Origin of the sequence: Kitasatospora sp. NPDC087314, from assembly GCF_044744365.1 — a bacterium.
In the GTDB taxonomy this organism is placed as follows: domain Bacteria; phylum Actinomycetota; class Actinomycetes; order Streptomycetales; family Streptomycetaceae; genus Kitasatospora.
Window position 1 is genome coordinate 71,071 of the sequence record NZ_JBIUYE010000025.1, and the last position, 11,531, is coordinate 82,601.

8 protein-coding genes, 5 tRNA genes and 1 pseudogene are annotated in these 11,531 nt (G+C 71.9%); 5 read left to right on the top strand and 9 right to left on the bottom strand.

Annotation, left to right across the window (positions count from 1 at the left end; all coding sequences use genetic code 11):
* Window positions 1-4: 4 nt before the first annotated feature.
* On the bottom strand, window positions 5-1,426 hold the full coding sequence (gene leuC, locus ACIO5E_RS37650; RefSeq protein WP_400676716.1) for a 3-isopropylmalate dehydratase large subunit: 1,422 nt from the start codon (window positions 1,424-1,426) through the stop codon (window positions 5-7).
* 232 nt (window positions 1,427-1,658) lie between these two features.
* On the opposite strand from leuC, the gene ndgR reads away from it, so the two are divergent.
* Window positions 1,659-2,372, top strand: coding sequence for an IclR family transcriptional regulator NdgR (gene ndgR / locus ACIO5E_RS37655; RefSeq protein ID WP_148642806.1), 714 nt, complete (start codon window positions 1,659-1,661; stop codon window positions 2,370-2,372).
* A 126-nt stretch (window positions 2,373-2,498) separates the two neighbouring features.
* On the opposite strand, the gene ACIO5E_RS37660 is transcribed toward ndgR, so the two are convergent.
* From ACIO5E_RS37660 to ACIO5E_RS37695, 8 genes are all read right to left on the bottom strand, one after another.
* Window positions 2,499-2,573 (bottom strand) — tRNA-Gln (locus tag ACIO5E_RS37660).
* Between the two features lie 50 nt (window positions 2,574-2,623).
* A tRNA-Glu gene (locus ACIO5E_RS37665) sits at window positions 2,624-2,696 on the bottom strand.
* 26 nt (window positions 2,697-2,722) lie between these two features.
* A tRNA-Glu gene (locus ACIO5E_RS37670) sits at window positions 2,723-2,795 on the bottom strand.
* A gap of 27 nt (window positions 2,796-2,822) precedes the next feature.
* Window positions 2,823-2,895, bottom strand: a tRNA-Glu gene (locus ACIO5E_RS37675).
* 38 nt (window positions 2,896-2,933) lie between these two features.
* A tRNA-Gln gene (locus tag ACIO5E_RS37680) sits at window positions 2,934-3,005 on the bottom strand.
* Between the two features lie 235 nt (window positions 3,006-3,240).
* Window positions 3,241-4,740: a glutamate--tRNA ligase gene (gene gltX, locus ACIO5E_RS37685; RefSeq protein ID WP_400676718.1), complete on the bottom strand. Its 1,500-nt coding sequence runs from the start codon at window positions 4,738-4,740 to the stop codon at window positions 3,241-3,243.
* A complete protein-coding gene (locus ACIO5E_RS37690; protein ID WP_400676720.1) occupies window positions 4,733-5,533 on the bottom strand; it encodes a fumarylacetoacetate hydrolase family protein in 801 nt (266 codons plus the stop codon). Before ACIO5E_RS37690 ends, gltX begins: the two co-directional genes overlap by 8 nt.
* Before the next feature lie 243 nt (window positions 5,534-5,776).
* Complete coding sequence (locus ACIO5E_RS37695; RefSeq protein ID WP_280686251.1) at window positions 5,777-5,998, bottom strand: hypothetical protein; 222 nt, start codon at window positions 5,996-5,998, stop codon at window positions 5,777-5,779.
* 638 nt (window positions 5,999-6,636) lie between these two features.
* Here ACIO5E_RS37695 and ACIO5E_RS37700 point away from each other — a divergent pair.
* The 4 genes and pseudogenes from ACIO5E_RS37700 to ACIO5E_RS37715 form a co-directional block, all read left to right on the top strand.
* On the top strand, window positions 6,637-10,383 hold the full coding sequence (locus ACIO5E_RS37700) for a nitrate- and nitrite sensing domain-containing protein (RefSeq protein WP_400676722.1): 3,747 nt from the start codon (window positions 6,637-6,639) through the stop codon (window positions 10,381-10,383).
* Between the two features lie 10 nt (window positions 10,384-10,393).
* Window positions 10,394-10,807, top strand: coding sequence for a roadblock/LC7 domain-containing protein (locus tag ACIO5E_RS37705; RefSeq protein WP_097236138.1), 414 nt, complete (start codon window positions 10,394-10,396; stop codon window positions 10,805-10,807).
* A gap of 163 nt (window positions 10,808-10,970) precedes the next feature.
* Entirely contained in the window at window positions 10,971-11,396 is a 426-nt protein-coding gene (locus ACIO5E_RS37710; protein ID WP_400676724.1) for a DUF742 domain-containing protein, read from the top strand.
* Window positions 11,350-11,531, top strand: a pseudogene (locus tag ACIO5E_RS37715) (hypothetical protein); the annotation flags it as partial. The gene ACIO5E_RS37710 and the pseudogene ACIO5E_RS37715, both read left to right, overlap by 47 nt.

The window sequence follows — 11,531 nt, forward strand, 5'->3', positions numbered from 1 at the left end:
GTTCTCAGGCCTCCACAGCCACGGTGCTGGTCAGGTCGGACGGTGCGGCCAGACGGCCCAGGACGGCGGTCGCGGCGGCGACCTGCGGGGAGACCAGGTGGGTGCGGCCGCCCTTGCCCTGCCGGCCCTCGAAGTTGCGGTTCGAGGTGGAGGCGCAGCGCTCGCCGGGGGCGAGCTGGTCGGGGTTCATGCCCAGGCACATCGAGCAACCCGCGTGGCGCCATTCGGCGCCCGCCGCGGTGAACACCTTGTCCAGGCCCTCCTCCACGGCCTGCAGGGAGACCCGGACCGAGCCGGGGACGACCAGCATCCGTACGCCGTCGGCGATCCGGCGGCCCTCCACGACGGCCGCGGCGGCGCGCAGATCCTCGATCCGGCCGTTGGTGCAGGAACCGACGAAGACGGCGTCGACCTTGACCTCGCGCAGCGGGGTGCCGGCCTCCAGGCCCATGTAGGCGAGGGCGTTCTCGGCGGCCGCGCGCTCCTGCGGGTCGGCGAAGGAGGCCGGGTCCGGCACGTTGGCGCCCAACGGGGCGCCCTGGCCGGGGTTGGTGCCCCAGGTGACGAACGGGGTCAGCTCGGCCGCGTCGATGAAGATCTCGTGGTCGAAGACCGCGTCCTCGTCGGTGCCCAGGGTCCGCCAGTACGCGACGGCGGCGTCCCAGTCCTCGCCCTGCGGGGCGTGCGGACGGTCCTTGAGGTAGGCGAAGGTGGTCTCGTCCGGGGCGATCATGCCCGCCCGGGCGCCGGCCTCGATGGACATGTTGCAGATGGTCATCCGGGCCTCCATGGACAGGCCACGGATCGCCGAACCGCGGTACTCCAGGACGTAGCCCTGGCCGCCGCCGGTGCCGATCTTGGTGATGACGGCCAGGATCAGGTCCTTGGCCGTGACGCCCTGCGGCAGCTCGCCCTCGACCGTGACGGCCATGGTCCGGAACGGCGCCAGCGGCAGCGTCTGGGTCGCCAGCACGTGCTCGACCTGGCTGGTGCCGATGCCGAACGCCAGTGCGCCGAAGGCGCCGTGGGTCGAGGTGTGGGAGTCGCCGCAGACCACGGTCATGCCGGGCTGGGTCAGGCCCAGCTGCGGGCCGACCACGTGCACGACGCCCTGCTCGACGTCGCCGAGCGAGTGGATCCGGACGCCGAACTCGGCGGCGTTGCGCCGCAGCGTCTCCAGCTGCACCTTGGACACCGGGTCGGCGATCGGCTTGTCGATGTCCAGGGTGGGCGTGTTGTGGTCCTCGGTGGCGATCGTCAGATCGGTGCGGCGCACCGGGCGCCCCGCCAACCGCAGCCCGTCGAAGGCCTGCGGGCTGGTCACCTCGTGGAGCAGGTGCAGGTCGATGAAGAGCAGATCGGGCTCTCCCTCCGCGCGCCGCACGACGTGGTCGTCCCAGACCTTCTCTGCGAGTGTCCGTCCCATCGGATTCCCTCCAGCCGGCCGCGTTGCCGGCCTTCTCGTGTCGTCGAGGTCGAAGCTTCCGCCGCCCTGTGCCGGGCACGTCCGCACGACCTGCACGCCGGATCGCTGTCCACGATGCGGACACTCTGTTGAGGTCCCATCCTGGATGTCTCCCGGGCTGCTGCTTCCAGAGTGGCGCTTTTCTCCGAAGATTGAACTTGCGTCTCGCGGAATGAGACTGCAGTCTTAGGGCATGGACAACTCTAGCGGCGTCGGCGTTCTCGACAAGGCCGCTCTGGTGCTCAGCGCACTGGAGTCGGGCCCCGCCACGTTGGCGGGGCTGGTCGCCGCCACCGGTCTGGCGCGCCCCACGGCCCACCGACTCGCCGTCGCACTCGAACACCACCGTCTCGTCACCAGGGACATGCAGGGGCGTTTCATCCTCGGCCCCCGGCTCTCCGAACTCTCCGCCGCGGCGGGCGAGGACCGGCTGCTCGCCACCGCGGGCCCGGTCCTGACCCACCTGCGCGACGTCACCGGCGAGAGCGCACAGCTCTACCGCCGTCAGGGCGAGATGCGGATCTGCGTCGCCGCCGCCGAGCGGCTCTCCGGTCTGCGGGACACCGTCCCGGTCGGCAGCACCCTGCCGATGAAGGCCGGCTCGGCCGCCCAGGTCCTGCTGGCCTGGGAGGAGCCCGAGCGGCTGCACCGCGGCCTCCAGGGCGCCCGCTTCACCGCCACCGCACTGAGCGGCGTCCGGCGGCGCGGCTGGGCCCAGTCGATCGGCGAGCGGGAGCCGGGCGTCGCGTCCGTCTCCGCGCCCGTGCGCGGCCCCTCCAACCGGGTGGTGGCCGCCGTCTCCGTCTCCGGCCCGATCGAGCGCCTGACCCGCCACCCGGGCCGGCTGCACGCCCAGGCCATCATCGAGGCCGCGAACCGGCTCACCGAGGCCCTGCGCCGCGGCTGATCGATCCCGCACCACCGAGAAGAGCCCCGGCCGACCGGACGGGGCTCTTCGAGCATTTCCGGCCGGCCCGCGCCGATTCCACCGGGAAATGCAAAAAAGACCCCGGAAACCGGGGCCTTGAATTTCTGGCTGGGGTACCAGGACTCGAACCTAGACTAAATGAACCAGAATCACTCGTGCTGCCAATTACACCATACCCCAACACAAAGCAAGGGCCGATGGGAGTCACCCACCGGCTTCCTGCTCTGAAGTACCCCCGACCGGATTCGAACCGGCGCTACTGCCGTGAGAGGGCAGCGTGCTAGGCCGCTACACAACGGGGGCTTCCTGGCGATCCCTTGCGGGATCAGTACCCCCGACCGGATTCGAACCGGCGCTACTGCCGTGAGAGGGCAGCGTGCTAGGCCGCTACACAACGGGGGCTTTCCAGGTGATCCCTTGCGGGATCAGTACCCCCGACCGGATTCGAACCGGCGCTACTGCCGTGAGAGGGCAGCGTGCTAGGCCGCTACACAACGGGGGCTTGATCTTTTGTTGTACTGCTTGTACTGCTGTACTGCGCTGGGGTACCAGGACTCGAACCTAGACTAAATGAACCAGAATCACTCGTGCTGCCAATTACACCATACCCCACCAGAGTTGAACCCCTGTCGGGATCCTCTCAGGCGTTGCGCCTCTCGTTCGGACCGGCGGGGGTTTCGCTCCCTCGCTCGTTCCCTCCCGGGCGGCGCAGAAAGAACATTACCCGACGTCTGCCCCGGCTCCAAAATCGATAACCCCAGGCAGCGGCCGGGCGGCCGTCCGGTGACGTCCGGGTACGCCGCGGGCCCGGCACGAGGCCGGGCCCGCGGCCTGCTCGGCGACCCGCTCAGGCGGCCGGCAGGGCGTCCAGGGCGGAGTTCAGCCGGCGCAGCGTCTCGGGGCGCCCGAGCAGCTCCATCGACTCGAACAGCGGCGGCGAGACCCGGCGGCCGGTGACGGCCACCCGCAGCGGCGTGAACGCGAACTTGGGCTTGATGCCCAGCCCGTCCACCAGCGCCTCGCGCAGCGCGGCCTGGATCGGCTCCGGGCTGAAGTCCGCGAGCGCCTCCAGCGCCTTGATGCTGGCCTCCAGCACCGCGCGGGCGTCCGCGGTCAGGGCCTTGGCGGCGTCGTCCGGGTCGACGGTGAAGTCGGCCGGGTCGACGAACAGGAAGCCGGCCATGTTCACGATCTCGCTCAGCACGACCATCCGCTCCTGGGTGAGCGGCGCGATCTTGGCGAGCAGGTCCAGCTGCTCGGCGGTCGGCTCGGCCGGCAGCAGGCCGGGGGCCTGCAGGTACGGCACCAGGCGGCGGACGAAGTCCTCCGGGGCCAGCTTGCGGACGTGCTCGGCGTTGATCGCCTCGCACTTCTTCAGGTCGAAGCGGGCCGGGTTGGCGTTCACCTTGGCGATGTCGAAGGCGGCGACCATCTCGTCGATGCCGAAGAGGTCGCGGTCGTCGGCGAGCGACCAGCCCAGCAGGGACAGGTAGTTGAGCAGGCCCTCGGGGATGAAGCCGCGCTCGCGGTACAGGTTGAGCGAGGCCTGCGGGTCGCGCTTGGAGAGCTTCTTGTTGCCCTCGCCCATCACGTACGGCAGGTGGCCGAAGCGCGGGGTGGTGCCGTCGCCGACGCCGATCTCGGCGAGCGCGGCGTACAGCGCGACCTGCCGCGGGGTGGAGGAGAGCAGGTCCTCGCCGCGCAGCACGTGGGTGATGCCCATCAGGGCGTCGTCCACCGGGTTGACCAGGGTGTACAGCGGGGCGCCGTTGGCCCGGACGATGCCGTAGTCGGGCACGTTCTCCGGCTCGAAGGTGAGCGTGCCGCGCACCAGGTCGTCGAAGCTGATGGTGCGGTCGGGCATCCGGAAGCGCAGGATCGGCTCGCGCTTCTCCAGCTTGTAGACGGCGACCTGCTCGTCCGTCAGCTCGCGGCAGTGGCCGTCGTAGCCGGAGGGCTTGCCGGCCGCGCGGGCGGCCTCGCGGCGGGCGTCCAGCTCCTCGGTGCTGCAGTAGCAGTGGTAGGCGTGGCCGGCCTCGTGCAGGCGGCGGGCGACGTCGGCGTAGATGTCCATCCGCTGGGACTGCCGGTACGGCTCGTGCGGGCCGCCGACCTCCGGGCCCTCGTCCCAGTCGAAGCCGAGCCAGCGCATGGCGTCGAGCAGCTGGTCGTACGACTCCTCGGAGTCGCGGGCCGAGTCGGTGTCCTCGATCCGGAAGACCAGCGTGCCGCCGTTGTGGCGGGCGTAGGCCCAGTTGAAGAGGGCCGTGCGGACCAGGCCCACGTGGGGGTTCCCGGTCGGGGACGGACAGAAGCGAACCCGGACGGCCGGGTCAGTGTTAGCCACGCTTGATCACCTTGTTGGTGAGAGTGCCGATGCCTTCGATGGAGACGGCGACCTCGTCGCCGACGTTGAGCGGGCCCACCCCTGCGGGCGTGCCGGTGAGGATGACGTCGCCGGGCAGCAGCGTCATGGCCTCGGAGATGTGGACGACCAGCTCGGCGACCGAACGGACCATCTGGGAGGTGCGGCCCGCCTGCCGGAGCTCGCCGTTGACCGTGCAGGTGACGGCGAGGTCGGCCGGGTCCAGGTCGGTCTCGATCCACGGGCCCAGCGGGCAGGAGGTGTCGAAGCCCTTGGCCCGGGCCCACTGGCCTTCCCGCTTCTGCACGTCCCGGGCGGTGACGTCGTTGGCGCAGGTGTAGCCGAGGATCACCTCGGGCACCCGGTCCAGCGGCACCTCGCGGCACATCCTGCCGATCACCACGGCGAGTTCGGCCTCGTGCTGGACGTCCGAGGAGAACGGCGGGTACGCGATGTTCTCGGTCGGGCCGATCACCGAGGTGGACGGCTTGAAGAAGGTGAGCGGGACGTCCGGGACGTCGTTGCCCAGCTCGGCCGCGTGCGCCGCGTAGTTGCGGCCGACCGCCACGATCTTGTTGGGGAGCATCGGGCTGAGCAGCCGGACGTCCTGGAACCGGTAGCTCTCGCCGGTGGGCTGGGGCTGGCCGAACGGGTGGCCGGCCAGCGCGTGGACGACCAGCGAGTCGGGCTGGGAGGGGTCGCCCTCGACCACGCCGAAGGAGACGCTGCCGGCGGCAGGGCTCCCCTCCCGGACGGAAAACCTGGCAATGCGCACGGCTGGGCTACCCCTCGCTTCGTCGACCGCCCGGGGCGCGCCCGGGCGCTGGTGGGCGCCCCGCCCACGGTGGGCGCGGCCCCGTCAATCGTCGTCCAGGCTATCGCGTGGGGCCCCGGCTGACCGCTTTGCCCCTGTTCAGCGCGGTTGGGCCGGACGCCGCGGACGGGGCCCGGGAACGCCGCAGGGCGCCGCGGCCGCCCTTGCTGCGCGGCCGTGGCGCCCTGTCGGAACGCGGTCGGGTCAGTCCTGCGGGACGGCGGCCACCGGGGCGACCATCAGCTGGGTGCGGCGCGGGTTGGCGGTGCTGGCCGGCAGCTCGGTGGCGTAGGTGACGACGTCCTCGGACTTGCGGGCGCCCGGGATCGCGCTGAAGTCCGCGACCGAGGCCAGCGTCGTCCGGCGCGGGTTCGCCGTGGAGCGGCTGGGCAGCGTGGACTTGGTGGCCTTCTTCGCCTGGGACATCGAGAGCACCTCGTGGTCGCGGCCGGCGGATCGCGAACGGATCGGCACCGACCTGTGTGATTCCGAATGATTCGGAGGGGTTCTGGGCAGGCTGATCGGGGCCGTGCTCCGGAGACAGCCAGGTTACGAGATCTCATTCCACAGAGGTCGTGACCAAAGCTACACATTGGACTGTGATTTTGCTCACAAATTCACGAGAGAATCGCAGATATCCGACATATCGCCGCAACGGAATTTACCGGCATATCTCCGATAACGGGCATTCCGGAAGGTCTGTGACTCTTTTCGATCTCGGGTCAGGTTGGCATGTATCCGGCGAGTGTCCGAAAAAGGCGGTATTCCGGTCCGATTGCTGCACAGTCCGTGAGGTCGCGCACGCGGTCGGTAGCGCCGCCCGGCGTGTCCTGGCGGCCCTTGTTGGGATTCCCCGGCTGTGCTGGAATGCCACGGACCGTGGGTAGGGAGAAGTCCACCCCGGCGACCCGCTCACCCGGACCGGCCGGGTAGCGGAAGGAAACTCGACACCGTCCGGTCCGCGGCGACGCGGCGGGACGCCCGGTCCAGAGGTTGCGACGCCAGTGCAGGGACGTTTCAAAAGGGGTAGCGGCGCCGCGGGTAACCCGGAGTCGCCTGAGCCTGTGGCAGCCCCCCAGCAGGCGGCGGCCCTTGGAGGCCCGGCCGAGCCGGTGACGCCCGAGGCCCCCGGCCTCCCGGAGGACGACGGCCAGGAGCGCAAGTCCACCCGGGACAAGCTCCGGACGACCCTGACCAGGCGGCGGGCCACCGGTCTGAGCCGGCTCGCGATGCGCAACTGGCGCATCCGCACCCGTCTGATCGCCCTGCTCGCCCTCCCCGTCCTGGTCTCCCTGGTCCTCGGTGGCCTGCGGATCCAGACCTCGATGCAGGCCTCGCAGCAACTCGCCCAGATGGCCAACCTGTCCGACCTCGCCAAGAAGGCGACCAACCTCGCGGACGCCCTGCAGAAGGAACGGGACATCAGCGCGGGCCCGATCACCGCGCGCCCCAACGCCCCGCTCGACGACGACATCGCCACCGCCCGCAAGGAGACCGACGACCTCAGCCGCACCTTCACCGCGTCCTCGGACAAGTTCGAGAACCTCGAACTCTCCGGCGGCAAGGCGCTGCTCTTCCAGATCCGCAAGGACCTGAACTCGATCTCGGACGCGCGCAACACGCCGTACCAGAACAACCAGAACATCCAGTCGACGATCACCGCCTACGACGTGATCATCCGCGACCTGCTGTCCATCACCCAGGACATCGCGCTCGCCTCGAACAACAAGGACCTGGTCGTCGCGACCCGCGCGCTCCAGCAGTTCTCGCTGGCCAAGGACGCCACCTCACAGCAGCGCGCCCTGATCAGCGCCGCGCTCGCCAACCCCAAGGGCCCCGACCTCAGCGCGAGCGACGAGTCCTTCGGCATCCGCCTGCGCGCCTCCTACGACAACGCGCTCACCAGCTTCAACAACATCTACACCGCGCACGACCTGGACAACCTGCGCGGCCAGCTCAGCTACAACTCGGTGGTCGCCGACGCCGACCGCTACGCGCGCTCGATCCTCCAGCAGAGCGGCATCCACCAGACCGACCCGGTGACCTACAAGGACTGGTACGAGAAGGCCAGCGCCAAGATCACCGCCGAGCGCCGGATCGAGTCCAAGCTCATCGAGGACCTCGACGGCAAGGCCCAGGACCTGCAGTCCCAGGCCGACACCGAGGCCATCATCATCGGTGCCGCCGTCGCCCTGGTGCTGCTCGTCGCCCTCGGTGGCGCCGGTCTGATCGCCCGCTCGATGGTGCGCTCGCTGACCCGCCTGCAGGCCGCGGCCGAGGACGTCGCCGAGCGCCGCCTGCCCGAGCTGGTCAAGACCCTCTCCGAGAGCGACCCGCACGACGTCGACACCACGGTCGAACCGGTGGCCGTCGACTCCACCGACGAGATCGGCCACGTGGCGCACGCCTTCGACATGGTGCACAGCGAGGCCGTCCGCCTCGCCGCCGAGCAGGCCCTCCTGCGCGGCAACATCAACGCGATGTTCACCAACCTCTCGCGCCGCAGCCAGGGCCTCATCCAGCGCCAGCTGTCGCTCATCTCCGAGCTGGAGAGCCGCGAGGCCGACCCGGACCAGCTGGCCAACCTCTTCAAGCTGGACCACCTCGCGACCCGTATGCGCCGCAACGGCGAAAACCTCCTGGTCCTCGCCGGTGAGGACCCGGGCCGCCGCTGGACCAGGCCCGTCCCGCTGGTCGACGTGCTCCGCGCCGCCGCCTCCGAGGTGGAGCAGTACGAGCGCATCGAACTCGCCGCCGTACCGTCGGCCGAGGTCGCCGGCCGCGTCGTCAACGACCTCGTCCACCTGCTCGCCGAGCTGCTGGAGAACGCCACCTCGTTCTCCAGCCCGCAGACCCGCGTCCGGGTCACCGGCCACGCGCTGCCGGACGGCCGCGTCCTGGTCGAGATCCACGACACCGGCATCGGCCTGAGCCCGGACGACCTCGCCGAGATCAACGAGCGCCTCGCCAACCCGCCGACGGTGGACGTCTCGGTCTCCCGCCGCATGGGCCTGTTCGTGGTCGGCCGCCTGTCCCTGCGACACGGCATCCGCATCCAGCTGCGCCCCAGCGACTCCGGCGGCACCACCGCACTCGTCATGCTCCCGGTGGACGTCACCAACTCCGCCGACCGCCGCGGCACCGCCCGGACCGGTCCGGCGCAGGCCAAGCAGCAGCGCGGGGTCACCCCGACGCCGCGCCAGCAGCGCCAGGTGCCGCCCGGCCAGGGCGGCCCGGCCGCGCTCGGCCAGGGCCCGGCCGGCGGCGCCCCGCAGGGCGGCCGCCCGCAGCTCGGCCAGGGCGGCCCGGCCGCTCCGACCGGCCCCGGTGCCCCGACCGGCCCGGGTGCGCCTGCCGCGCCCGGCGGCCGGGCCGGCGGTCTGCCGACCCGCCAGGTCGGCCAGTCGCTGCGCGAGATACCGGCCCAGCCGGGCCAGCCGGGTCCGACCCAGCCGAAGCAGCAGGGCCCGAAGCAGCAGGGTCCGGGCCAGCAAGGTCCGGGCCAGCAGGGCCAGCGGCCGCAGCCCCAGGGCCCGGGCCAGCCGGGCCAGCCGGGCCAGCAGCCCCAGCAGTCCCCGCAGGGCGGCCTGCCGCAGCGCGGCGGCCCGAACCGGCCCGGACCGGCCCAGGGCGGCCTCGGCGGCCTGCCCCGCCGTGGCCAGCAGCAGCCCGCTCCGGGCCGCCCCGGCCAGGAACGGCCGCGCCCGGGTGGCGAGTTCGACGGCGGTCCGGGCCCCCGGACCGGCGAGCAGCCGCAGCACGGTCGGCCGGGCCGGCCGGGCGGACCGCAGCAGCAGGGTGCCCGCCCCGGCAACCGTCCGCAGGACGGCCTGCCGCAGCGTCGGCCGGCCCCGCAGGGCCAGGGCGGCCCCGGCCAGCCCGGTCCGCAGGGCCCGCAGGGTCCGCAGGGTCCGCAGAATCCGCAGGGTCCGCGCCGCCCCCAGCGACCCGGCCCGGACGCGCCGCAGCGCGACCGTCACCCGCAGCTGCCCCCGCAGCAGCAGGCCCAGCCGCTGCCGCCGGCCGAGTCTTCGCCGATGGAGAGCACCCAGCAGTTCGCCAGGCCGCGCTTCGAGGCCAGCCAGATCGACCCGCGTGACCCGCTGGGCCTCGGCCTGGTGGAGCCGGTGCTGCCGAGCGTGTCGAACCCGGCGCGCCCGGAGCCGGTCCGTCAGGAGCAGGCCCGTCCGGAGCCGATGGCCCTGCCGACCGGCCCGTCCGAGGGCGCGGCCGGCCAGCCGTGGCACCCGCAGGAGGGCCGTCCGGCCGAGGCCGGCCAGCAGCAGGCGCGGCCGCGGCCGTACCAGCCGCGTCGGCCCGGCACCTCCGCGCCGGACGCCCAGCCGTCGGAGCCGCAGGCCCGGCAGGCCCAGGCCCCTCAGGCTCAGCAAGCCCCGCAGGCCCAGCAAGCCCCGCAGGCCCCGCAGCAGCCCGAGCAGCCGCAGCAGCCGGGCCCCGGCGACGCCCCCTGGCGCCCGTCCGCGAACGACGAGCGCTGGCGCCGCGCCGAGCAGATCCGCGAGCCCTCCACCAGCGGTGTGACCATGTCCGGTCTCCCCCGGCGGACCCCGCAGGCCAACCTGGTCTCCGGCACCGCCGAGGCCTCGCCGCTGACCGGTCCGCAGGTCTCCCGGGCCCCCGAGGAGGTCCGCGGCCGGCTGACCAACCTGCGCCGCGGCATCCAGCAGGGCCGCCGGGCCGGGGCCGAACAGTCCACCCAGCCGGGCTTCCAGCATGGTGCCCAGCAGCCCGGATTCGATAGTTTCGGTGGCCGGACCGACGGCAACGGCGCAGATCACCAGGAGCGTTGAGTTGAATCAGATGAGCCAGGCCGCACAGAACCTGAACTGGCTGATCACCAATTTCGTGGACAACACCCCCGGGGTGTCCCACACCGTGGTGGTCTCCGCCGACGGCCTCCTGCTGTGCATGTCCGAGGGCTTCCCCCGCGACCGCGCCGACCAGCTCGCAGCCGTCGCCTCCGGCCTCACCTCCCTCACCTCCGGCGCCAGCCGGATCTTCGAGGGCGGCGAGGTCAACCAGACCGTCGTCGAGATGGAACGAGGCTTCCTCTTCCTCATGGCCATCAGCGACGGCTCCGCCCTCGCCGTACTCGCCTCCCCCGACTCCGACATCGGCCTCGTCGGCTACGAAATGGCCCTGCTCGTCGACCGCGCCGGCGCCGTCCTCACCCCCGCACTCCGCGCGGAACTCCAGGGCAGTCTCCTGCACTGACCTGGCTCCGAACGGGATTCATCCACCGTCCCACCCGCCGCCGGGTCCGACCCGACCGGTCCCGGCGTCTCACCCTCAGCTACCCTCAGGCAGCTGATCCCGCCTCAGCTGGCACCGCCCCAGCTGGAACCGGCTGCCCAAGGCTGCAGCACAAGGAGGACCCATGACCCCGCCCTCGACACCCGCCGGCTCGTACGGCAACGGGTACGGCAGCGGCTACGGCGGGCAGCAGTCCGACGGCTACGAGCAGCAGCCGCTGGTCCGCCCGTACGCGATGACCGGCGGCCGCACCCGGCCCAGGTACCAGCTCGCCATCGAGGCTCTGATCTCGACCACCGGCTCGGCCGAGCGGACCGGCGGCCTGCTGCCGGAGCACGCCCGGATCGTGAACCTCTGCCGTGAGGTCAAGTCCATCGCGGAGATCTCCGCACTGGCCGGCGTGCCGCTCGGTGTGGCCCGCATCCTCGTGGCCGACCTGGCCGAGGCCGGCCTCGTCGCCATCCACCAGCCCGCCGCCGCGGGCGAGTCGGGCGGAACGCCCGATGTCACGCTGCTCGAAAGGGTCCTCAGTGGACTTCGCAAGCTCTAACGGACCCGCCCGGGCCACGACGTCGGCGAAGATCGTCGTGGCGGGCGGCTTCGGTGTCGGCAAGACCACGCTCGTCGGCGCCGTCTCCGAGATCAACCCCCTGCGCACCGAAGCCGTCATGACCTCGGCCTCCGC